Origin of the sequence: Pseudomonas sp. WS 5079, assembly GCF_012985465.1 — a bacterium.
In the GTDB taxonomy this organism is placed as follows: domain Bacteria; phylum Pseudomonadota; class Gammaproteobacteria; order Pseudomonadales; family Pseudomonadaceae; genus Aquipseudomonas.
In genome coordinates this window covers 550031-572181 of the sequence record NZ_JAAQWN010000001.1, presented here as the reverse complement: position 1 = coordinate 572181, position 22151 = coordinate 550031, and the positions used below count along the sequence as shown (strand labels likewise).

Genomic DNA, 22151 nt, shown 5'->3' with positions numbered 1-22151 from the left:
GGGATCTTGAGCGGTGCATAGATCAAATGTGGGAGCTGGCTGGCCTGCGATGCACGCACCGCGGTGAATCAGTTACACCGCGTCGATGCAAGCGCAGGCCAGCCAGCTCCCGAACAAGCCTGCTTGCGCTTGGTTTATCTTGGTCCGGAAACCACCAGCATCTGCCCCGGCTTCAACGCCTGGCCAGTGCGAGGGTTCCAGCGCTTGAGATGTTGCATCTCGACGTTGAAGCGCTTGGCAACCATGTACAGCGAGTCACCTTTCTTGACCTTGTACTGCACCGGCTTCTTGCCGCCAGCCTTGGCCACCAGCTTGCGGGTGTCCTGCATCACCAGGGTCTGGCCGACTTTCAAGGCCTGGCCATTGAGCTTGTTCCAACGCTGCAGGTCATGCACGTCGACCTTGTTGGCCTTGGCAATCAGCGTCAGGTTGTCGCCGCTCTTGACCTTGTAGCTGCGCGAACGGCCGGCCACGGCCTTGTGCTCGACTTCGTCAAACACTGGCTTTTTCGGGCGCAGGCTCAACAATTCCTCGGGGTTCATCGAGGACAGGCTACTGGCCAGCAATTGCGCCTTGGAGGTGGGCACCAGCAAATGCTGGGGGCCATCCAGGGTGGTGCGTTGCTTGAAGGCCGGGTTGAGCTGGAACAGTTCGTCTTCGTCGATCTCGGCCAGCGCGGCGACCCGGGACAGGTCCATGCTTTGCTTGACTTCAACCATCTCGAAGTACGGCGTGTTGGCAATCGGGTTCAGGTTGACGCCGTAGGCCTCAGGGGCCAGCACCACTTGGGACAGCGCCAGGAACTTGGGCACGTAGTCCTTGGTTTCCTGGGGCAGCGGCAGGTTCCAGTAGTCGGTGGGCAGGCCGAGTTTCTCGTTGCGCTCGATGGCCCGGCTGACCGTGCCTTCACCGGCGTTATAGGCCGCCAGGGCCAGCAGCCAGTCGCCGTTGAACATGTCATGCAGACGCGTCAGATAGTCCAGGGCCGCGGTGGTGGAGGCGGTGATATCGCGGCGGCCATCATAGGCGCGGGTCTGGCGCAGGTTGAAGTAGCGCCCGGTGGAGGGGATGAACTGCCACAGGCCGACCGCATCGCTGCGCGAATAGGCCATTGGGTTGTAGGCACTTTCAATCACTGGCAGCAGCGCCAGCTCCAGGGGCATGTTGCGTTCTTCAAGGCGTTCGACGATGTAGTGAATATAGAGGCTGCCGCGTTCGCCGGCGTTCTCCAGGAACGATGGGTTGCTGGCGAACCACAGGCGCTGTTGCTCGATACGCGGGTTGACGCCGACACCGTCCTGCAATTGAAACCCCTGGCGCATGCGCTCCCAGACATCCTGGGGCACCTGCGGGCTTGGCTTCTCTGAGAGCCACAGGGGTTTTTGCTTGATCTTGGCAGTAAAAACGGGTTTGGGTTGCACGGTGGATTGTGCAGCGAAATGAGTGGTTTGGCAGCCCGCCAGAGTTGCGGAAACGGCCACCGCAATGGCTTGAGCCAGGCGGGTCAATGCGTCTGAATGGTTGGATTTACGAATAGATGACGACATTGGCTGGAAGTTAGTTCCGGGCAAAAATGTCGGGCGATTCTAGAAAGCGCTTTGGTTCCGGTCAACCATTCAGAAATTTCGTATCAGAAGCTGTCTGCTTAGAACGTATCTTTCCAAGCCCGCAAGCTAGCAAACACCTCGCTCCCAGGGCGGTTGTCGCGGCCATTCCGCTCGTCCGCTTTTTGTTTAACGGATGTTTCCGCGGTACGTAAGAAAGGGTTAGTCAATTTTTCCAGGGCCAGGGTCGACGGTAAGGTCATCTTGCCGGCTGCCCGCAGTTCGCCGACTTTTGCTACACGTTCGGCGATATCTGCGTTATCCGGTTCCACGGCCTGGGCAAAGCGCAGGTTACTTTGTGTGTATTCGTGGGTGCAGTACACCAGCGTATCAACTGGCAGGGCGGCCAGGCGTTCCAGGGAGTTGTACATCTGTTCTGGCGTGCCCTCGAACAAACGCCCGCAGCCGGCGGCGAAAAGGGTGTCGCCGCAGAACAGCAAGCCGTGATGATAAAAGGCTATATGTCCCAAGGTGTGTCCGGGCACGGCGAACACATCGAGGTCCCAGCCCAGCACCTGGATACGGTCGTTATCGTTGAGCGCGACGTCACGGGCCGGGATCTTTTCGTTGGCCGGGCCATACACCTTGGCGCCCGAGACTTGCTTGAGCTGCTCCACACCGCCGACATGGTCGTGGTGATGGTGGGTCACCAGGATGTCACTGAGGGTCCAGTCTGGATGCTGTTCAAGCCACGCCAGCACAGGCGCGGCGTCACCGGGATCGACCACCGCGCAGCGATGGCTGCGATGGTCTTGTAACAACCAGATGTAGTTATCGGTGAAGGCGGGCAGGGCACTGATCTGTATCATTCTTCTATTCGCCAAGCTGAACACATTGGTGCATCTTAGAACGTCTTGGCGAGTTGGAGAATGCAATGACTGATAAAGCGTTCGCCCAGGCCGATCCCGAGTGGCTGGCCTTGATCAGCGCAGCCCGTGAATGGCTGTCCGGGCCGATCGGGCAATTTCTGCTGGAACAAGAGCGGCTTATGCTCGAAGAAGAGCTGGAGCGCTTCTTTGGCGGCTACCTGGTGCACTACGGCCCTTCGGCCCAGAATCCGCCGCCTGCGCCCCAGGTGCAGCGCAATGTACGCCTGGGCGCGCCGTTGCCGGGGGTGGAGATTGTCTGCGAGGAACAGGCCTGGCCCTTGAGCGAGCATGCTGCCGATGTAGTGGTGATGCAGCATGGCCTGGATTTTTGCCTGTCGCCCCATGGCTTGCTGCGTGAAGCGGCGAGCGCCGTGCGCCCGGGCGGCCATTTGTTGATCGTTGGTATCAACCCCTGGAGTTCATGGGGCCTGCGGCACGTCTTCGCCCATGATGCGCTGCGCCAGGCCCGCTGCATCTCGCCCTCGCGGGTCAGCGACTGGTTGAACCTGCTGGGCTTCGCGCTGGAGAAACGCCGCTTCGGGTGCTATCGTCCGCCGCTTGCCTCGCCCAAGTGGCAGGGCCGTTTGGCTGGCTGGGAGCGCCGGGCTGGGGCCTGGCAGTTGTCCGGCGGCGGTTTCTACCTGCTGGTGGCCCGCAAGATCGTGGTCGGGCTGCGGCCGGTGAGCCAGGTACGGCGCGAGCCCATGGGCAAGTTGGTGCCGATGCCCCTGGCCAAGGTCAACCGTCGCTCCAGCGAGCCATAAATCACTTTTCTGGAATTCAGGTCGCAGTGTTCGACCTCGGGAGCTGCCGGTCGATTACCGGCAACCCGCTTTGATGGATAGCGTAATGACCGATAGCGTAGAACTCTTTACCGACGGCGCCTGCAAGGGCAATCCTGGTCCTGGCGGCTGGGGCGCCTTGCTGGTGTGCAAGGGCGTGGAGAAGGAGTTGTGGGGCGGCGAAGCCAACACCACCAATAACCGCATGGAACTGATGGGCGCCATTCGCGGCCTGGAAGAGCTCAAGCGCCGTTGCGATGTATTGCTGGTGACGGACTCGCAATACGTGATGAAAGGCATCAACGAGTGGATGGTCAACTGGAAAAAGCGCGGCTGGAAAACTGCAGCCAAAGAGCCGGTAAAAAACGCCGACCTGTGGCAGTTGCTGGATGAGCAGTGCAACCGCCACAACATCACCTGGAAGTGGGTACGCGGGCATATCGGTCACCCAGGCAACGAGCGGGCCGACCAGTTGGCCAATCGCGGCGTGGATGAAGTGCGCGGTTACAAACAGAGCTGACCGTCAGTCACACCGCAGCGGCCATTCGAGCTGCTGCTTCACGCCTCGCATCGCGCGGGGCGAATCCACCAGCACCGCATCGATTTTACGGCACGCCGCTGCTCGATAATCATCTTGGGTGTTAATGCCAATCGCCAGGATATGTACCTTGCCCCTGGACTGGAAACAGTCGATGGCAGGCCTTGTCCATAGCTTGGCATTCACCGGTGAGCGTGCTTCCCCAAGGGTGAAGGTTTCCACCAGCTCGACCTTGCGCTGATACTCAAACGCCACCCAACTTCCCGCTTCGGGGGCGGGCTGGCAGTTGTGGGCCAGGGCGACGTTGGCCAAGCGGTCGCGTGTTCGGTCCCTGGATTCGAACAGGCGGGCCTGGGGGTACTGGGCAAACGCGTGTTGGTAGCTGGCGTCCGTGGAGTAGATCAACACCCGGCCCCACGCATGGTTTTGCTCCAGTACCCGGGCCACGGCCCTGGCCTGGGTGTCGGCGGGCAGGGCTTTCATATCGAGGATGATCGGCGTGGTAGCCGGGATTACGGTCAACGCTTGCTGCAATGAAGGCAGCGGCACGGGACGGGTACGGTAGGGGTAGGTCACCTGGCCATTGGCCCCGTCCTGCTTGAATTGCCAGCCGGCATTGAGCTGTTGCAACTGGGCCAGGGTTTTTCCGGCCACGGCGCCGGTGCCGTCGGTATTGGCGCTCAGGTCTGTCGGTCGATACAACACCGGTACCTGGTCCAGGCTCAACTGCACCGTGAGCCATAGCACATCCACGTTATTGGCCAAGGCCTGGTCGATAGCCAGCAAGGTATTTTCCGGGAAGTCCGCCGTGCCCCCGCGATGGGCGACGATCTGCGGCAGCTGGCCAGTGGCGGCGGGCGGGGATGCGCAACCTGCCAAAAGAAGGCTGGTGACCAGCAGTACAACGGGATATCGGGTATCAATCATGGGTGTTTGCGTTCATCTATCACAGAATCAGGATCGCACCGGCGAGTTGCTCGTCAGTATCGCGTAAATCCGGCAGGGTGCGGCGAATATGCTGCAATGCCGATTCCAACTGAACGCCGCGTACCTTGCCCTGGCTGGCGACAAACGCTGCCGCATCGTCCTTTGCCGCCAGTACGACCTTGTCATCCTTGAAGCTGCTGCTGGTGCCTTTGGTGGCACTCATCGAGAGGCTGACCAAGGCGTCGGTGGTCATCACAAAGCTGGTGGCCTGGGCAGTGGCGGCGCCGATCAGGCACAGGGCGAGCAGGTGTTTTGGCTTGAGCATGGGCTGGTTTTTACGCATAGAAAGGAGCAGCGCAGGCTAACAAGGGCGGTGCAGGCAAACTGCGCAAGCTTTGCTAAACCTTGTAAAAAACTGTTGGACCAGGGTGCAAGGTGTCTGTCCATGGGGCGCTTGGGTTATAGAGCGTGCTAATATCCCGGCCCTTGAAATACACACACCGTTGAGAGCTGAACCCTGATGGCCATCCGATCCGTTGTACTCGATACCGAAACCACCGGCATGCCGGTGACCGATGGCCACCGGATCATCGAAATCGGCTGTGTCGAACTGATGGGTCGCCGCCTCACGGGCCGGCATTTCCACGTGTACCTGCAACCGGACCGGGAAAGTGACGAAGGCGCCATTGGCGTCCACGGCATCACCAACGAATTTTTGGTGGGCAAGCCGCGCTTTGCGGAAGTCGCCGATGAGTTTTTCGAGTTCATCAATGGCGCGCAGTTGATCATCCATAACGCGGCGTTCGACGTTGGTTTCATCAACAACGAATTCGCCCTGATGGGCCAGACGGATCGGGCCGACATCACCCGTCACTGCTCGATCCTCGACACCCTGATGATGGCCCGTGAGCGCCACCCGGGCCAGCGCAACAGCCTCGATGCCTTGTGCAAACGCTATGGCGTCGACAACTCTGGCCGTGAACTGCACGGCGCCTTGCTCGACTCCGAGATCCTTGCGGACGTCTACCTGACCATGACCGGCGGGCAGACCAGCCTGTCCCTGGCTGGCAACGCCTCCGACGGTAACGGTTCGGCCGAGGGTTCGGGCAACCGGCCTTCGGAAATCCGCCGTCTGCCGGCAGATCGAAAGCCCACCACCATCATCCGTGCCAGCGAGCAGGACATGGCCGAGCACGCGGCACGCCTGGAAGCCATCGCCAAATCGGCGGGTGCGCCAGCCTTGTGGACCCAGTTGACCCAACACTGAGTCGGGCTCATCACGGCCTGAAAGTGTGGGAGCGGGCAAGCCCGCTCCTACAAAAACCTTATCTCCATTCGCCACATTCGCTCCCAGCTTCTACCCTGAGTACATCGCCCTCAGGACGCCAAGCCCTCATGTACAAAGACCTGAAGTTCCCGATCCTGATCGTGCACCGCGACATCAAGGCCGACACCGTCGCCGGTGATCGGGTCCGGGGTATCGCCCGGGAGTTGGAGCAAGAGGGTTTCAGCATCTTTTCCGCTGTGGACTACGCCGAAGGCCGGCTGGTGGCCTCGACCCATCATGGCCTGGCGTGCATGCTGATCGCCGCTGAAGGCGCCGGGGAAAATACCCATCTGCTGCAAAATATGGTGGAGCTGATCCGGCTGGCACGCCTGCGTGCGCCCAACCTGCCGATCTTTGCCCTGGGCGAGCAAGTCACCCTGGAAAACGCCCCGGCCGATGCCATGAGCGAGCTCAACCAACTGCGCGGCATTCTCTACCTGTTCGAAGACACGGTGCCGTTCCTTGCCCGGCAGGTGGCCCGTGCGGCGCGCACTTACCTCGATGGCCTGTTGCCGCCATTCTTCAAGGCCCTGGTGCAACACACAGCCGACTCCAATTACTCCTGGCATACCCCCGGCCACGGTGGCGGCGTGGCCTATCGCAAAAGCCCGGTGGGGCAGGCGTTTCATCAGTTCTTTGGGGAAAATACCCTGCGTTCGGACCTGTCGGTGTCAGTGCCGGAACTGGGCTCGCTACTGGATCACACCGGGCCCCTGGCAGAAGCCGAAGCCCGCGCGGCGCGCAACTTTGGCGCCGACCACACATTCTTTGTGATCAACGGCACCTCCACCGCCAACAAGATCGTCTGGCACTCCATGGTCGGGCGCGATGACCTGGTGCTGGTGGACCGCAATTGCCATAAGTCGGTGCTGCATTCGATCATCATGACCGGCGCGATCCCCCTGTACTTGTGCCCGGAGCGCAATGAACTGGGGATTATCGGTCCGATCCCGCTGACCGAGTTCAGCCGCGAATCGATTCGCGCAAAGATCGAGGCCAGCCCCTTGACCCGCGGTCGCGAGCCCAAGGTCAAGCTGGCGGTGGTGACCAACTCGACCTACGACGGCCTGTGTTACAACGCCGAGTTGATCAAGCAGCAATTGGGCAACAGCGTCGAAGTCCTGCACTTTGACGAGGCCTGGTACGCCTACGCGGCCTTCCACGAGTTTTTCGCCGGGCGCTATGGCATGGGTACCTCGCGCACGCCGGATAGCCCGCTGGTGTTCACCACGCACTCGACTCACAAGTTGCTGGCGGCGTTCAGCCAGGCGTCGATGATCCATGTGCAGGACGGCGGGGCGCGGCAATTGGATCGTGATCGTTTCAATGAGGCGTTCATGATGCATATCTCTACCTCGCCGCAGTACAGCATCATCGCCTCGCTGGATGTGGCGTCGGCCATGATGGAAGGGCCCGCCGGGCGTTCGCTGCTTCAGGAAATGTTCGATGAGGCCCTGAGCTTTCGCCGGGCCCTGGCCAATTTGCGCCAGCACATCGCCGCCGATGATTGGTGGTTTTCCATCTGGCAACCGCCCTCGGTGGCCGGTATCGACCGGGTCGCGACCGCTGACTGGTTGTTGCAGCCGGAGGCCGACTGGCATGGCTTTGGGGATATCGCCGAAGACTATGTGTTGCTCGACCCGATCAAGGTCACCCTGGTCATGCCCGGCTTGACGGCGGGTGGCGCCTTGAGTGACTGCGGCATTCCCGCAGCGGTAGTCAGTAAATTCCTCTGGGAGCGTGGCCTGGTGGTGGAAAAAACCGGGTTGTATTCGTTCCTGGTGCTGTTCTCCATGGGCATTACCAAAGGCAAGTGGAGTACCCTGCTCACCGAACTGCTGGAGTTCAAGCGCAGCTACGACGCCAATATCAGCCTGGCCAGTTGCCTGCCATCGGTGTTCCAGCAAGGCCCGGCACGCTATCAGGGCATGGGCTTGCAGGATTTGTGCGACCAATTGCACGGCTGCTATCGCAGCAACGCCACGGCCAAGCACCTCAAGCGCATGTACACGGTGTTACCGGAAATCGCCATGAAGCCGGCCGATGCCTATGACCAGTTGGTGCGCGGTGAAGTCGAGGCCGTGTCCATCGATGCCTTGCCAGGGCGTATCGCAGCCGTGATGCTGGTGCCTTATCCGCCAGGCATTCCGCTGATCATGCCGGGGGAGCGCTTTACCGAGTCGACGCGATCGATCATCGACTACCTGGCCTTTGCCCGGGAGTTCGATAGCAGTTTCCCAGGGTTTGTCGCCGATGTGCATGGCTTACAACACGAAGACGACGGCAACGGTCGTTGTTACACCGTCGATTGCATCAAGTGTTAAGGATGGTTATGCAAGCTGTAATGAATCCGAAGTACCCGGGGCTCAGTGTACGAGTCGCCGACGAGGGATTTGACGCCTACGTATGGGGCAATGATTTCAGCTTCGAGGTGTGCGTGTATGGCACGCCCGAACTGGGCAAGCCTGTCGATCAGTGGGCGGTGGAGCAGATCTTGCCGTACCGCAAATGCTACGGCATCGACCCCGAGGAGTTCGCCAGCTACCGCAATGCCAGCGACAGCGCGGTATTCATGGCGTACCTGGATGATCGACCGGTGGGCCATATCGTCGTCAGTACCAATTGGAACGGTTATGCCCATGTCGATGAGTTGGCGGTGGTGCTCCCAGCCCGCCGGCATGGCGTGGCCAAGGCCCTGCTTGATGTGGCGCAGTTCTGGAGCCGCAAGAAAAACCTGCCGGGGATGATGCTGGAGACCCAGAACAATAACCTGGGAGCGTGCCGATTGTATGAACGCAGCGGCTACGTCATGGGCGGTATCGACCACCTGCGTTATCGCGGGATTGATCCACAGACGCGGGAAGTGGCGATTTTCTGGTATCGCTTGTTCAGCTGACACTCAAGACAGCAGGTCTTGGGCCTTCTGCGTGACAATCTCCAGCAATGCATTCAGCGCCGGGCTCGGGCTGCTGTCCCTGACCGTCAACCCATACAGGCTCACCAGGATCGGCGGTGACAGCGGGCAGGTATCCAGCCCCGCCTCCCGCGCGCCGCTGGCAGTGAACGGATCGACCACCGCCAGCCCTTCGCCGGCCTCGACCATGCTGCGCATCATCTGGTAGGTCTGCACCCGTGTCTGGATCACTGGCAACGGCCGCAGCGCTTGCAACTTACTGTCCAGCAACTGGCTCAGCGGGTCCTGGCCCTCCAGGCCGATCATCGACTGGCCGGCCAGTTCTTGCAGGGCGATGTATTTCTGCCGTGGCTTGAGCCAGCCATGGGGCGCCAGCAGTTGCAGCTTGCCCTGGGCCAGCACGGTGCTGGTGATTTGCGGGTGTTCGGGGTCATGCAGGCTCAGGCCCAGGTCGGCCTCATGCAGCAACAGGCTCTTGACGATGTCACGGGTCGGTTGGCTGGAAAGGTTGCAGGGCGTGTCCTGGAAACGGCGGCGCAACAACGCGATGCTTTGCGGCAGCAGTTGGTTGGCCAAGGGCGGCGTACACAGTGTGCGCAGCGGCGGGGCGTGATGGTGCTTGAGGCTGCTGGCCAGGCGCTGTATCGGTTCCAGGGCCTCGTAGAGGTGGGCGATCTGTGCCTGCATGGCCAGGGTTTCACGGGTGGCCTGCAACCGTCCGCGGACGCTGGCGAACAGCATGAAGCCCAGTTGCTGTTCAGCGTCCTTGAGGGTGGCGTCCACATCGGACACAGCCAATTGCAACCATTCGGCGGCGGTGCCGAGGTGTCCGGTCTGCAAAATGGCTTGAATCACTTCGATATGACGTAAACGCATGCATGAAGTCCATGTTCAGCAGGTAAGGGATTCACCGGGTGAATCCTAACCCAACTCCGTTCATATGACTTCTGCCTGGAGGCACAGCCTTATCAAACAGGCGTGTTTTCGGGTTCGCGGGTCAGGGAGATCTGCGACTGAACCAGGACGAAGGTGTTGTCATCAACTTTGTTGACCCGGTCACCAATCGCCAGTTTGTAGGAGATTACAGGTTCTGAACCACCGTCCGACGGAGTGGAGTCCTGGAATTCATGCACGGAATAAACGCGGCCTTCCGCGTCACGAGCATGGAATTGTCCGACAAGTACTGCTGCCATCTGTTTAGAACCTCTGGAGAAAACACCGATTTGCGGTTCTGTAGACCGTCTTTAACGCGGGTAGTTTACCTACATAGAAAAAATACTATTCGTTGATATTCCGCTTATTTTTCCTACAAACAAAAACATCCGCCGATTGGCTACTACCTGCTGGTGATCGCCCGGCGAAGGCTCTATAACTACAAATTCCCTTAGTCAGATGTCAGGAAGGCCCCATGAGCAAGGTCTACACGATTGCCGTACTGGTCGGCAGCTTGAGAAAAGAGTCGATCAACCGCAAGGTCGCCCAGGCATTGGCGCAGTTGGCGCCGGCCAACCTCAAGCTCAGCATCGTCGAACTTGGCGAATTGCCGCTCTACAACGAAGACCTTGATAGCGCAACGCCGCCTGCGGCCTACACCACGTTCCGCCAGCAGGTGGCGGCGGCCGATGGGGTGCTGTTCGTCACTCCTGAATACAACCGTTCGGTGCCGGCGGCCTTGAAAAATGCCATTGATGTAGGCTCGCGCCCATACGGCAAGAGCGTCTGGAGCGGCAAGCCAGGTGCGGTCATCAGCGTTTCGCCGGGGGCGATTGGTGGCTTTGGTGCCAACCATCATTTGCGCCAGTCCCTGGTGTTTCTGGATGTGCCGTGCATGCAGCAGCCGGAAGCCTACCTGGGTGGCGCGGGCAGTGCGTTTGATGAGTCGGGCAAGCTGTCGGAGAAAACCCAGCCGTTCCTGCAGGCGTTCATCGATGCCTACGGTCGCTGGGTCGCCAAGCAGAAGGGCTGAGCAGATCTGCCCGTTGCCTGCTAGGCCGGTTTCGCCCTCGCGCCCATGGCCCTTGCGCCGCGCATAAAAAAGCCCCGAAACCTGCGAGCCAGGTTTCGGGGCTTTTTGTTTCGCATCAGGGTCTAGCGACGACGGAATAGCGGCAACGGTTCATCCGTAGCCGCCTGGTACGTCACCGAGAAGTCCTTGAGGCTTTCCAGCGCTTCATACGGGTCTTTGTCGGCGCGCAAGGCGTAGGCGTCAAACCCGCAGCGGTGCAGGTAGAACAGCTGGTCGCGCAGCACATCGCCAATCGCCCGCAGTTCGCCCTTGTAGCCATAACGGTCACGCAGCAGGCGCGCGTTGGAGTAGTTGCGCCCGTCGGTGAAGGCCGGGAAGTTCAGGGCGATGACCTGGAAGTGTTCCACGTCGGCGCCAATCTCTTCGGCTTCTTCATCGGCGTCCAGCCACACGCCCAGGCCACCATCACGGGCCTTGAGGGCATGTCCGTGCTCACGCCACAAGGCCAGCGGCACGATCAGGTCGTCACAGTTGGAGATGCCATCGAACGACGCATCCTTGGGCAGCAGGTGCCAGGTTTCGTCGACGACTTGGTTGTTCTTAATGATTCGCTGCATAGACGCGCTCCTTGAACAGGTCAATGCCGATGCGCTGGTAGGTGTCGATGAAGCGCTCATCTTCGGTGCGCTGCTCGACGTAGACGTCGATCAGCTTGCCGATCACCTCGGGCATGGCTTCCTGGGCGAAGGATGGGCCGAGGATCTTGCCCAGGCTCGCATCGCGGCTGGCGCTGCCACCCAGGGACACTTGGTAGAATTCTTCGCCTTTCTTGTCCACCCCGAGGATGCCGATGTGGCCGACGTGGTGGTGGCCACAGGCGTTCATGCAGCCGGAGATGTTCAAGTCCAGCTCGCCAATGTCGAACAGGTAGTCCAGGTCGTCGAAACGGCGCTGGATCGATTCGGCAATGGGAATTGACTTGGCGTTGGCCAGGGAGCAGAAGTCGCCACCCGGGCAGCAGATGATATCGGTCAGCAGGCCGATGTTCGGCGTGGCGAAACCACCTTCGCGCAGCTCGCCCCACAGGGTGAACAATTGGCTCTGTTCAACGTCCGCAAGGATGATGTTCTGCTCGTGGGAGGTGCGCAGTTGGCCAAAGCTGTAGCGGTCGGCCAGGTCGGCAACGGCGTCCAGTTGCTTGTCGGTGATATCGCCAGGCGCTACCCCGGTCGGTTTGAGCGACAGGGTCACTGCGACATACCCCGTCTGCTTGTGCGCCAGGGTGTTGCGCGTGCGCCAGCGGGCAAAGCCTGGGTGCTGCTGGTCGAGCGCCGCCAGTTCGGCAGCCTGGTTGCCCAGGGCCTTGTAGTGCGGATCGACGAAGTGCTTGGCCACCCGATGCACTTCGGCGTCGGTCAGAGTGGTCTGGCCGCCGCGCAGGTGCTCCATCTCGGCGTCGACCTTCTGGGCAAACACCTCGGGGGTGAGGGCCTTGACCAGGATCTTGATGCGCGCCTTGTACTTGTTGTCACGGCGGCCATAGCGGTTGTACACACGCAGGATGGCGTCGAGGTAGCTCAACAGGTCTTGCCAAGGCAAAAATTCATTGATGAACGCGCCGACCACCGGGGTACGCCCCAGGCCGCCGCCCACCAGGACGCGGAAGCCCAGTTCGCCTGCGGCGTTGTACACCGGCTCCAGGCCGATGTCGTGGACTTCGATCGCGGCGCGGTCAGACGTCGAACCATTGATGGCGATCTTGAATTTACGCGGCAGGTAGGCAAATTCCGGGTGGAACGTGGTCCACTGACGAACAATCTCGCACCAGGGGCGCGGGTCGATCACTTCATCGGCGGCCACGCCAGCGAACTGGTCGGTGGTCACGTTGCGCAGGCAGTTACCGCTGGTCTGAATGGCGTGCATCTGCACGGTGGCCAGTTCAGCCAGGATGTCCGGCACGTCTTCCAGGGCCGGCCAGTTGAACTGCACGTTCTGGCGGGTGCTGATGTGGGCGTAGCCCTTGTCGAAGTCACGGGCGATCTTGGCCATCATGCGCGTCTGGCGCGAAGTCAGTTGGCCGTAAGGCACGGCCACCCGCAGCATCGGCGCAAAGCGCTGAACGTAAAGGCCATTTTGCAGGCGCAGAGGGCGGAACTCTTCTTCGCTCAGTTCACCTGCCAGATAGCGTCGGGTCTGATCACGGAACTGCTTGACGCGGTCCTCGATGATGCGCTGATCGTATTCGTCGTATACGTACATATAGGTCCTGTTCTCGGCAAATCTGCGCGCACGGCCGCGCACTCCCAACGGAGCCGGCGCACGATACCAGCTTGCGTTTATGCGCAAAAGTGATGTTTTAGTATATGCAAAGAACCAAATCGACTAATGAGAACGGTTATCGCGATACCCACATTTGTCATGCGGGCAATCATCGACTTTACTGTGGACGAGTCTTAATGCAATCAGCCATAAAACCGACAAGAGGCGATGCGATGAGCAATCCAACCAAAGCCCGTAAACCCGACAGTACCGTGGACGCCTGGGCGATTCTGTTCCTGATTATCCTGGTGGTTTCCACCGCCGTGTTCTGGGTCAGCCATCAGTAAAGGGAACTGATCACCACCAAACTGTCCGATCTGCCGTTAAATAGCCAAGATCAAAAGGCTTATTGCCACTATTATGATCTGTCAATTTCCGGGGTTCGGGCAGTAATGTTGAAGGTTCTCTGCGGGTGCTTGTGGTGGGTGGGGATGGCGTTCGGGACGATGGCCCATGCAACGTCGGTGGTGTTTCTCAACCCAGGTCTGTCTACTGAAACCTTCTGGATCAGCTATGCGCAATTCATGCAGGCCGCGGCCAAGGACCTCGGCCTGGATTTACGCGTGCGTTATTCCGAGCGTGATCCGCAAAACACCTTGCTGCAGGCCCGCGAAGCATTGCAGGGCCCGCAGCGCCCGGATTACCTGGTGCTGGTCAACGAGCAGTACATCGCCCCGCAGATCCTGCGCATGGCCCAGGGTAGCCAGGTCAAGCTACTGTTGGTCAATAACGCCCTGACCCCGAACCAGATGCAACTGCTGGACGCCGGGAAGTACCCGAACTGGATGGGCAGCCTCACGACCAACGACGAGGAGGGCGGGTACCTGATGCTCAAGGAGCTGCTGCGTCAACATGGCCGTGTGCCGTCCGGTGGCACCCTTGAGTTGCTGGCGTTTTCCGGCGCCAAGTACACACCGACCTCTCAGGCGCGCGAGCAGGGCTTGCAGCGGGCCTTGCGCGAACATCCCGAAGTGCATCTGCGCCAGTTGGTGTATGGCGAATGGAGCCGCCAGCGCGCATTCGAGCAGGCGACCCAGATGTTCAAGCGCTACCCCCGGGCTACCCTGGTCTGGTCGGCCAATGATGAAATGGCCCTCGGCGCCATGCAGGCCTTGAATGGCAGTGGCCGTGCACCCGGCAAGGACGTGTTGTTCAGCGCGATCAACAGCTCTCCCGATGTCCTCCAGGCGCGGCTGCAAGGGCGGATCAGTGCGCTGGTGGCCGGGCACTTTACGGTCGGTGGCTGGGCCATGGTGCTGCTGCACGACGATGCCGTGGGCGTGGACATCCAAAGCCATGGCGGGCGTGAGCGCCAGGTGAAACTGTTCCAGTTGATTGACGGGCCACAGGCCCAGCGCTTGCTGGACCTGCGTAACCACGAGGGCGACGGCGTGGATTTTCGCGCACTGTCGGCCCAGGGCAAGCCTGCGGCCTACCAATACCCCTTCAGCATGCAGTTGCTGTTGAAGTGACCGGGCCTAGACCCCGGCCAGATGCAGCACCAGCTTGACGATGGCAAAGAGCGCCAGGGCAAATACGGCGGTAAACAAAATGCCCAGCACGACAAAATGGCTGGGCTTGCCATGGGTAAAATCCCGCGCGCGGTTCTTCCCGCTCTGCACGCCAAATGCAGCAGCCATCACGCTATGAAGCATCTGCCAGAAGGTCGGCGGTTTGTTGTTCGGGTCGTCCATGAGTCCTCCTGCGAGGTCTGGGGGGAGTTGCTGCTCCCAACAGGATAGACGTAGTTACCGCGATTGGCCGTGACCCCCATGGTGTGCTGGGCCTCCTTTTCCCGGAGCCGCATCATGACCGACTTGCCCCCATTGCCGGCAACGCCCAGCATCCATCGCCCGTTATTGATCAGCGCCACGCCGCACTGGTTGATCGATAGCACAACCTCACGCCGCATGGCCCTCAAGCACAACCACAGCCCGCTGCCGCCAGCCTATTGGCATGCGACACCCGAGCAGCGCGAGCTATTGCACGACTGTTTTATCGCAAGTTTTACCGCCCAGACGGCTCTGGACCAAAGCCTGTCTGCCTTGCAGGACATCGACACGTTTGCCAGGCCGCTGCTGCTCCAGGCGCTCAAGGAGCAGTACGACGTTACCTTGGCCCCCCACGTCGCCACTTGGCTGAGCCTGCGAAAGGCCCTGCACATCACCGATCTGAACCTTGAAGCGCGAACCTACGACTTTTTGCAGCTGGAGCTGCTGCAGGCAGCGCTGCACAACTTCGAAGAGTCCGAGTCCGCAGAGGGGGCCTTTCACTCATCGTCGGGTTTTCGCTGGCAGGTGTCATCGCCTGGCGCCGCCGTCGCCCCGTTGCTGCCGGTCCGATTGGGGAGCCTCACGGTCTATCAGTTCATAGGGCTGTGCCGCCGCCTTGATCTGGGCGGGCAGTACCAGGCCTACCTCGCGGACTTTTTTTCCACCCACGAAACCACCCTGCGCCAACAATTCATTGCCAGCCAAAAGGCCGCGATGCGGGCGGCGGCCGAGTTGGCCCTGTTGCACGAGGACATTACCCAGGACGATTACCGCATGGTGCTGTCGGTGATCGCCGGCGAACGCGCGCCGCAGATGGGGGGGCAACCGGTATGGCTCTGCGACCTGGGCTTGATGAAGTTGCGCATGACCGGTTGCGTGCTGTTTCTGGCCTTCGATGATGAGCATGTCGATTCGCCAATCCTGTATATCCCTCAGGACCCATACCAGCCTCTTAAGCGCTATAGCGATCATGCGCAACTGCTGGCGACCTTGAAGCAACGCTTCAGTACGCCGGGCTCAGCCTCGACCCGTGTGGAGCGCCCCACGGCCTATCAGGCTTTTTTCAGTCAGTTCGTCGATTATGCCGAGCGCCCGCATTACTTCAGTCAGTTCACCGAGGATGCGCCAGACGCCACCCTGCGCGAGAAAATCGGCACGAACTTCCCCGGCATCGGCCAGTTCTATGAACTGCTCAGCCAGGTAACCCCGTTCAAACTGAAGAATTTTCCGCCCTTGCCCCTGGCCCCGCAGGTGCCCAACCCGGACCCCTATTTGGCGCCCGTGGCGCTGGCTTTCAAAAACCAGGTATTTGGTAGCGACAAAGTCGACCTGTGGACCTACCTGTATGAGCGGCACCAGGACAAGTGCCTCGCCGATGCCGCCGGCCATGCCGTGCCCACCGCAGATGTCGACGCCGGGGTGCGAACGCGCAAACTGGCCATGCTGCTCAACATCGGGATGTTCGGCTTGAGTGCGCTGGTGGGGTTTGTGCCAGTGCTAGGGGAGCTGATGATGGCCGTGATGGCTGAGCAGTTGTTGAAAGAGGTGTTCGAGGCGACGCAGCAGTGGGCCGAGGGCGATCGCAGGGCGGCCAGGGCGCACTTGATCGACCTGGCGCAAAACCTTGCGTTGCTTGGCGTGACTGCGGTGGGCGGCAAGGCCCTGAGCGCGTTGAGGCATGAGCCGGTTATCGAAGGCCTGGTCCCGGTGAAGCTACCGGATGGCCGGGTCCGCTTATGGAAGCCCGACCTGGGCGCGTACCCAAGTGAAGCCGCCCTGGCGCCCGGCAGTCAGGCCAATGCCCTGGGGCAGTACGAGGTCGATGGCAAACTCCATGTTCAGATCGATAACGTGCTCTACGAAAAGACCTTTGACCCGCAGCTCAAGCAATGGCGGATAAAACACCCGCGCGATCCGCTGGCGTACCAGCCGCTCCTCGAACACAACGGGGCCGGGGCGTGGCGGCATAGCCATGAGCGCCCCCTGACCTGGGACCGCCTGACCCTGCTGCGGCGATTGGGGCCGATTACCGAGGGTTTCACGGATGAAACCTTGAGGGTGGTTGGCAACGTCAGCGGTGTGCACGACGATCTGCTGCGCAAAGTGCATCTGGACGGTTTGCCGGTGCCCGCCGTGCTGGCCGATACCCTGGAGCGGTTCAGGGCCGACCAGGACGTTGGCGAATTGATCGAGCGCCTGCGCCGCGGCACCGGCCTGCAGGACCGCCATGAGTATGCCTTGCCCCTCACCGTGGAAATGCCCGGCTGGCCTCCCGGGCGGGTGCTGGAGGTATTTGAGGCAGTCGCCATCGTTGAGCGCAGCCAGCCGGTATCGACCAGGCTGGGCGAGGAGCAGGCCTGGCGCCTGTTGGGCACGCCACAGCGTGGTGACCGATTTGGGGTGCCCGTGACTGATGAGTGGGAAGGCGCGCGCCTGGAGCCGACAGGGCGCTCGGTTTGCTATGGCAGCCCGTTGTCGTTGGACGATAGTCGTCCGACCCTGAAAATCAGCCGCGCCGATGTGCAGCAAGGCAGGCTCGCCCAGATGGTTCTGAGCGGCCTTGACGAGCAGGAAATCACCGCTTTGCTGGGCAGCGGCAAGCCCAGGGAACAAGCCTTCAATGAGCGCCTGGCGGACTATGCCCTGCAACGGCAGACGGCGCTGTTCGACGCCCGGCTACAGGGAAATGGCGCGCCCATGAGCGACGGCAGGCCACTGCAGCGACGGTTTCCCGCGCTGTCCAGGCGTGCTCTCGACGAGTTGCTCAACCGCGCCAGTCCACAGGAATTCAGGCGCCTGCAAGACAGTGGGCATGTCAGCGCGCGGCTCGACCACCAGGCCCGTATCAGTTTGCAGCAGGCGCGCTTGAGCCGGGCGCTCAGCGGCCTGCACCGTGACCGGCTGGCCAATGCCGACAGCGACCGACTCGCCTTGCAGGGCCTCGCGCGCCTGCCCGGATGGCCCCCAGGTGTGCGCCTTGAGATGCGTTTGGAGGGCATTCACGGCCCTTTGCTGGACAGCATTGGCCCGGAGCACGCTGTTGTGCGCCGATACCTGGTCAGCAGCGGCGAGGGCTTCCAGGCCTTTGATGCAGGCGGCCGCGCACTCAATAGCGCGCCTGCCCATGGACGCAATCTTTTCCAGTCGATCATCGACGCGTTGCCCGATGAGGCGTGCAGGTCGTTGGGGTTGACCGGCCAGGCCGCAGATTTGCAGCAGGTGCTGGCGACCTATGCCAGTGGGCAGCGCGAGCTCATCGCCCGGGACATCCTCAAGCTGCGCACGCCGCGCTCTAGGCCTGCCTGGCGCCTGTCGAGCGGGCGCCTGGGGTATGAACTGTCGGGAAGGGGCGGGCTGTTCGCCATGGATGACGCGTTGATCGCCCATGCCCGTAGCGTGTATCCGAATATCAGCGAGTCCCAGGCTCAGGCGCTGATAGCTGCGCGCCGACGCGACGGCGAGAGCAATGCGCAAATCTGGCGGTTGTTTGCCAACCGCCAGCGCGAATTGACGGCCTTGCGCGCGACCCTTGAGCAGTGGGCGGGGGCATATGAGAGTCGCCAGCGCACGGTTGACGACCTCATCGATTGCTGGCGCCAGGGCTTTGATCGGGACAGTCCGGCCGATAGCACCCTGAGTCTACGAGGGGAGCAGGCGCTGCCCGAGTGGCACGCCGACTTTTCCCATGTCCGCACCCTGAACCTCACCGGGAGCAGATTTCTTGCCCAGGAATCCAGCCGCTTACTGCGGCCGTTTCCCAACGTGCGGCATTTGCAACTGGATGTGCGTCCCGAGCACCTCGACGCGCTGACAGAGCATTTGGCGAGTGCTCCCGGCATCACCCAACTGTCGCTTAGCGGCCCGTCGCTCACTTATTCAGCACAAGTGCTGCGCCCGCTTGAACGCATGCCTGAACTGCGCCAGTTATCCCTGGCCGGCAACCTGCAAACCCTGGATGTCCGCGGGTTGAGCGCGTTGCGCCGTTTAACCGTGTCCGGGCTCTTGGAAACCTGGCCGCAAGGCTGTCTGGAACTTGAGCACCTGGAGTTTCTGGATGTGGCCCAGACTCCGTTGCGCTCCTTGCCTGCGCCACTGTTTACCGGGCATCAACGCTTGTGGCGCGGCCTGCATATGAACTGGTCGGCCTTTGAGCCTGAGGAGTTCATGCGGGTATATGCGTACCTGCATGACAACCCGGCCCATCTGGTCGAAGAGCTGCGGCTGGTCCAGGCCTACTGCGAAGGCGCCCTGGGCAGCCTGCAGTCCGGTGGCCCGGGTTTTGCCGAGCGTGTCTTGGCCAGTTTCAAAACGCGCGGGCTGACTTCTCGCCAGCGTCTGGAGAGCGTCAACAGTGTGCGCGAAGAACACCGCCAGTTGGTCGATGACCTTGAGCAATGGTCTGATCGCGATTCAAACATTGGCAGGGTTGAGGTCGAGCGGCAGGTGGCGTCGCAAAAACTCCTTGATTGCTGGCTCGAAGGCCTGGAGCCGCGCATTGTTGGCGAGGGCCAGCCACCTGCTGGTGCCGCGATGCTGGACCTGTCAGGCGCCAACCTGATTGATTTGCCTAAGTTGCCCGCCGTGGGGTTTACCCATGTGCGCAGCCTGAACCTGAGTGACATAGGCGTGTCGCTGGAAGGCATCAATACCTGGCTTGGCCACTTCCCCCAACTCGACAGCCTGGGCTTGGCCCGCAACAATCTGACCGATCTGCCCTCGGCGCTGGGCCAATGCCCTTCATTGCGCGATCTGGACCTGTCCCATAACTGGCTGGTCATTACGGCCCCGATCCAGGCGGGGTTGAACCGGTTGACCGGCCTGGTATCGCTGCGACTGCCCTACAACCCCATCAGCCGCCTGGACGTGAGTGCGCTGCGCGAACTGCGCAGCCTCGACCTTAGCCATAGCGCGCTCAGCGAGTGGCCCGAGGGTGTGCTTGCACTGCCGTTGCGCAGCCTGGACTTGAGCCACAGCGCCGTGACCTCGATCCCCGAGGCGGCGCTGCAAGGGCATGACTTCCTGCTGTCCAATACCGACTTGCGCGGCTGTCGCTTGAGTGCGACGGCCCGCGCAGAAGCCCGGGTGTTTGCGCGACGCTACGCCCGCGAGAATCCGGCCGTCCCGCTGGAAAGCCCCCTGGGCATCCCCCGCGAACTTCTGGCCCAGGGTATGACCGGGGGCGAGCCGGAGTATTTTTCCGAGGATGCGTTGCGCCGCCCCGATTTGCTGGCTGCGCTGCCGCCCACAACCGCCGAGCTGCTGCCCGCGGCGCGCCTGCAACGCCTGGACCCGGCACTGGACGCCACGCAAGCAGCGGCATATATCGAAGAGTTACGCGCCGACGGCCTGGAAACGATGCAGATCCACGAGCGCCTGGCGCAATGGGAAGCGCAGTATGCGCAATGGGTGCCGCTGCTCAATGAGTGGATAGATGTGCATGGGTACCTGGACGGCGGCTGGATCAGCGCGTTGGACCGGCGGCGTGCAGCGGATCGGCTGCTGGAGAGCTGGCGCTACAGCTTGCGCGCCGGGTCTGTGGGGCCGGGAGTGAATGGGGTGGAGCGCCTGGATCTTTCCGGGCTGTCTATCGGTGATTTGCCGACGTTGCCTCAATATTTTGCCCACGTCAGCGAGCTGAACCTGAACCGCGTGCGACTCACGGCCGAGGGCTCCAACGGCTTCCTGCGCGCCTTCAGCCATGTGCGCAGCTTGACGCTCAGCAACAATGGCTTGCGCGCGTTGCCCGAGGCACTCAGTGAGTTCCGCGCTCTGCGTCGGCTGGACCTGGGCCGCAATGAACTGCAGAACGCGGCGCAGTTGCAGGCCAATCTGGCGCAGATGCCCGAGCTCGAATGGCTGGACCTGGGTGACAATATTTTCAGTGAGCTGGACGTAAGCGGCCTGCTGCGGCTCGACAGCCTGTACCTGCAACGCAACTTGCTGGACGACTGGCCGATGACAGTGCTCGAGTTGCCACGCCTGCGCACCCTGGACCTGAGTGACAACTGGATCGAGACCCTGCCGGATGAGGCGTTCGAGCCGCAACGTAATCTGTTGATGGCGGGGACCAACCTCTTGGGCAACCGCCTGGACCAGCCAAGCTGTGAACGCTTGCAGGAGTATCTGGCCCAGACCGGCAACGGCCTGGGGTTTTCCACCGAGCAGCTTGAAGTCATGCTTCTGGAGTATTGGGAGCGCGACGAACAAGGGGCTTTTGACTCACCTGACTACTCGCTGAACCACCCGGATATCGAAACGGCCCCGGTGCAAAAGGCCCAATGGTTTACTGACGTGCCAGCACACTCGTCAAAACACCGGATCTGGGACGAACTCAGGGCCCAGGAAGGCAGCGTCGATTTTTTCTTCACCCTCTCGCAACTGCGCAATACCGAGGACTTCCTGGAGGCGCGTGCCGAACTGACACAGCGCGTGTGGAAGGTACTGGAAGCCATCAGCCAAAACCCGGCCATGCGCCGCGACCTGTTTGCCCGGGCGACGGCGATGATGCCGGACGTCACCTGCGGCGATGGGCGGATCCTGATGTTCAATGCCCTGGAAACCCGGGTCCTGGAGTTTGATGCGCTAAAAATCGCCGAGCGTGGGCAGGACGGTGCCACGCTGCTGAAATTCGCCCGTAGCATGCTCCGCCTGGAGGCCGTGGAAGGCATCGCCAAGGCTACTGTCGAGAGCCGTCCGGATATCGACCCGGCAGAGGTCCGCCTGGCGTTGCGCATTGGGCTGGCGGCGCGCCTGGAACTGCCCCGGCAACCCGCCGGCATGCTGTACAGCGAATTGTCGCAGGTGACGCCGGCCGACCTGGATCGAGCCTATGGGACGATTGTGCAAGGCGAAAGCGCAGTGGGCTATGAAGAAAGGCTGGTGGGCCTTGAGTATTGGCGCAACTATCTGAAGAAAAAATACGCCACGAACTTCGCAGCCCTGGCCCGCGAGCTGGAGCACAAGACCGACGCGCTGGATGCGCGCTACCCTGACAATGGTGCGGATTACCTGCGCGACTATGCCGTGCTGGGCACCTGGATCAAGGAGCAGCGCGCGGCGCTGGCGATCCGCCTTACCCAGCAGGAGCGCGCAGCACTCAACCTATAAGCACAGCCGCATGCCGCTCTACTGTA

General features: G+C 61.3%; 17 protein-coding genes. 8 read left to right on the top strand and 9 right to left on the bottom strand.

The genetic code is table 11. The annotated features are described in order from the left end of the window. Positions 1 to 134: 134 nt before the first annotated feature. Both HBO05_RS02435 and gloB read right to left on the bottom strand, forming a co-directional pair. Positions 135 to 1547, bottom strand: coding sequence for a lytic transglycosylase domain-containing protein (locus HBO05_RS02435; RefSeq protein WP_169953252.1), 1413 nt, complete (start codon positions 1545 to 1547; stop codon positions 135 to 137). Between the two features lie 98 nt (positions 1548 to 1645). Further along, positions 1646 to 2413: a hydroxyacylglutathione hydrolase gene (gloB, locus tag HBO05_RS02430; RefSeq protein ID WP_172311529.1), complete on the bottom strand. Its 768-nt coding sequence runs from the start codon at positions 2411 to 2413 to the stop codon at positions 1646 to 1648. Between the two features lie 65 nt (positions 2414 to 2478). Between gloB and HBO05_RS02425 the strand changes: the two genes are divergently transcribed. Continuing rightward, the gene (locus tag HBO05_RS02425) at positions 2479 to 3237 is read left to right on the top strand and encodes a methyltransferase domain-containing protein (protein ID WP_169953256.1); all 759 of its coding nucleotides are present in this window, start codon (positions 2479 to 2481) and stop codon (positions 3235 to 3237) included. 85 nt (positions 3238 to 3322) lie between these two features. Continuing rightward, positions 3323 to 3775, top strand: coding sequence for a ribonuclease HI (gene rnhA, locus HBO05_RS02420; protein ID WP_029291380.1), 453 nt, complete (start codon positions 3323 to 3325; stop codon positions 3773 to 3775). Between the two features lie 3 nt (positions 3776 to 3778). On the opposite strand, the gene HBO05_RS02415 is transcribed toward rnhA, so the two are convergent. After that, positions 3779 to 4720, bottom strand: a complete 942-nt coding sequence (locus tag HBO05_RS02415; protein ID WP_172311527.1) for a glycerophosphodiester phosphodiesterase family protein — start codon at positions 4718 to 4720, stop codon at positions 3779 to 3781. A 19-nt stretch (positions 4721 to 4739) separates the two neighbouring features. Next, positions 4740 to 5045 carry a DUF2388 domain-containing protein gene (locus HBO05_RS02410; RefSeq protein WP_169953260.1) on the bottom strand — a complete coding sequence of 102 codons (306 nt, stop codon included), beginning with the start codon at positions 5043 to 5045 and terminating at the stop codon, positions 4740 to 4742. Positions 5046 to 5246: 201 nt separating this feature from the next. On the opposite strand from HBO05_RS02410, the gene dnaQ reads away from it, so the two are divergent. The 3 genes from dnaQ (at position 5247) to HBO05_RS02395 (ending at position 8943) form a co-directional block, all read left to right on the top strand. Beyond that, a complete protein-coding gene (gene dnaQ / locus HBO05_RS02405; RefSeq protein ID WP_162947798.1) occupies positions 5247 to 5987 on the top strand; it encodes a DNA polymerase III subunit epsilon in 741 nt (246 codons plus the stop codon). Between the two features lie 128 nt (positions 5988 to 6115). Further along, positions 6116 to 8371, top strand: coding sequence for an Orn/Lys/Arg decarboxylase N-terminal domain-containing protein (locus HBO05_RS02400; protein WP_170041308.1), 2256 nt, complete (start codon positions 6116 to 6118; stop codon positions 8369 to 8371). Between the two features lie 20 nt (positions 8372 to 8391). After that, positions 8392 to 8943 carry a GNAT family N-acetyltransferase gene (locus tag HBO05_RS02395; RefSeq protein ID WP_169953322.1) on the top strand — a complete coding sequence of 184 codons (552 nt, stop codon included), beginning with the start codon at positions 8392 to 8394 and terminating at the stop codon, positions 8941 to 8943. Between the two features lie 3 nt (positions 8944 to 8946). On the opposite strand, the gene HBO05_RS02390 is transcribed toward HBO05_RS02395, so the two are convergent. Together HBO05_RS02390 and HBO05_RS02385 are read right to left on the bottom strand one after the other, a co-directional pair. Next, on the bottom strand, positions 8947 to 9837 hold the full coding sequence (locus tag HBO05_RS02390; protein WP_169953263.1) for a LysR substrate-binding domain-containing protein: 891 nt from the start codon (positions 9835 to 9837) through the stop codon (positions 8947 to 8949). Positions 9838 to 9929: 92 nt separating this feature from the next. Next, positions 9930 to 10154 (bottom strand): hypothetical protein, encoded by a 225-nt coding sequence (locus HBO05_RS02385; protein WP_170041309.1) that lies wholly within the window; start codon positions 10152 to 10154, stop codon positions 9930 to 9932. A 215-nt stretch (positions 10155 to 10369) separates the two neighbouring features. Here HBO05_RS02385 and HBO05_RS02380 point away from each other — a divergent pair, with 215 nt between their 5' ends. Beyond that, positions 10370 to 10927, top strand: coding sequence for an NAD(P)H-dependent oxidoreductase (locus HBO05_RS02380; RefSeq protein ID WP_169953267.1), 558 nt, complete (start codon positions 10370 to 10372; stop codon positions 10925 to 10927). A 122-nt stretch (positions 10928 to 11049) separates the two neighbouring features. Here HBO05_RS02380 and HBO05_RS02375 read toward each other — a convergent pair whose 3' ends face one another. Beyond that, on the bottom strand, positions 11050 to 11544 hold the full coding sequence (locus HBO05_RS02375) for a DUF934 domain-containing protein (protein WP_169953269.1): 495 nt from the start codon (positions 11542 to 11544) through the stop codon (positions 11050 to 11052). Further along, positions 11528 to 13186 carry a nitrite/sulfite reductase gene (locus tag HBO05_RS02370; protein WP_172311525.1) on the bottom strand — a complete coding sequence of 553 codons (1659 nt, stop codon included), beginning with the start codon at positions 13184 to 13186 and terminating at the stop codon, positions 11528 to 11530. Before HBO05_RS02370 ends, HBO05_RS02375 begins: the two co-directional genes overlap by 17 nt. A gap of 452 nt (positions 13187 to 13638) precedes the next feature. On the opposite strand from HBO05_RS02370, the gene HBO05_RS02365 reads away from it, so the two are divergent. After that, positions 13639 to 14718, top strand: a complete 1080-nt coding sequence (locus HBO05_RS02365; protein WP_169953273.1) for an ABC transporter substrate-binding protein — start codon at positions 13639 to 13641, stop codon at positions 14716 to 14718. Positions 14719 to 14724: 6 nt separating this feature from the next. On the opposite strand, the gene HBO05_RS02360 is transcribed toward HBO05_RS02365, so the two are convergent. Continuing rightward, a complete protein-coding gene (locus HBO05_RS02360) occupies positions 14725 to 14940 on the bottom strand; it encodes a DUF2970 domain-containing protein (RefSeq protein ID WP_169953275.1) in 216 nt (71 codons plus the stop codon). A 114-nt stretch (positions 14941 to 15054) separates the two neighbouring features. Here HBO05_RS02360 and HBO05_RS02355 point away from each other — a divergent pair, with 114 nt between their 5' ends. Further along, positions 15055 to 22125, top strand: a complete 7071-nt coding sequence (locus HBO05_RS02355) for an NEL-type E3 ubiquitin ligase domain-containing protein (RefSeq protein WP_172311523.1) — start codon at positions 15055 to 15057, stop codon at positions 22123 to 22125. Positions 22126 to 22151 lie beyond the last annotated feature (26 nt).

Excerpts from the sequence above, each read along its gene's own strand:
- HBO05_RS02435 (WP_169953252.1), bottom strand. The coding sequence starts at position 1,547 with ATGTCGTCATCTATTCGTAAATCCAACCATTCAGACGCATTGACCCGC.
- gloB (WP_172311529.1), bottom strand. The coding sequence starts at position 2,413 with ATGATACAGATCAGTGCCCTGCCCGCCTTCACCGATAACTACATCTGG.
- HBO05_RS02425 (WP_169953256.1), top strand. The coding sequence starts at position 2,479 with ATGACTGATAAAGCGTTCGCCCAGGCCGATCCCGAGTGGCTGGCCTTG.
- rnhA (WP_029291380.1), top strand. The coding sequence starts at position 3,323 with ATGACCGATAGCGTAGAACTCTTTACCGACGGCGCCTGCAAGGGCAAT.
- HBO05_RS02415 (WP_172311527.1), bottom strand. The coding sequence starts at position 4,720 with ATGATTGATACCCGATATCCCGTTGTACTGCTGGTCACCAGCCTTCTT.
- HBO05_RS02410 (WP_169953260.1), bottom strand. The coding sequence starts at position 5,045 with ATGCTCAAGCCAAAACACCTGCTCGCCCTGTGCCTGATCGGCGCCGCC.
- HBO05_RS02400 (WP_170041308.1), top strand. The coding sequence starts at position 6,116 with ATGTACAAAGACCTGAAGTTCCCGATCCTGATCGTGCACCGCGACATC.
- HBO05_RS02395 (WP_169953322.1), top strand. The coding sequence starts at position 8,392 with ATGAATCCGAAGTACCCGGGGCTCAGTGTACGAGTCGCCGACGAGGGA.
- HBO05_RS02390 (WP_169953263.1), bottom strand. The coding sequence starts at position 9,837 with ATGCGTTTACGTCATATCGAAGTGATTCAAGCCATTTTGCAGACCGGA.
- HBO05_RS02385 (WP_170041309.1), bottom strand. The coding sequence starts at position 10,154 with ATGGCAGCAGTACTTGTCGGACAATTCCATGCTCGTGACGCGGAAGGC.
- HBO05_RS02380 (WP_169953267.1), top strand. The coding sequence starts at position 10,370 with ATGAGCAAGGTCTACACGATTGCCGTACTGGTCGGCAGCTTGAGAAAA.
- HBO05_RS02375 (WP_169953269.1), bottom strand. The coding sequence starts at position 11,544 with ATGCAGCGAATCATTAAGAACAACCAAGTCGTCGACGAAACCTGGCAC.
- HBO05_RS02370 (WP_172311525.1), bottom strand. The coding sequence starts at position 13,186 with ATGTACGTATACGACGAATACGATCAGCGCATCATCGAGGACCGCGTC.
- HBO05_RS02365 (WP_169953273.1), top strand. The coding sequence starts at position 13,639 with ATGTTGAAGGTTCTCTGCGGGTGCTTGTGGTGGGTGGGGATGGCGTTC.
- HBO05_RS02360 (WP_169953275.1), bottom strand. The coding sequence starts at position 14,940 with ATGGACGACCCGAACAACAAACCGCCGACCTTCTGGCAGATGCTTCAT.
- HBO05_RS02355 (WP_172311523.1), top strand. The coding sequence starts at position 15,055 with ATGACCGACTTGCCCCCATTGCCGGCAACGCCCAGCATCCATCGCCCG.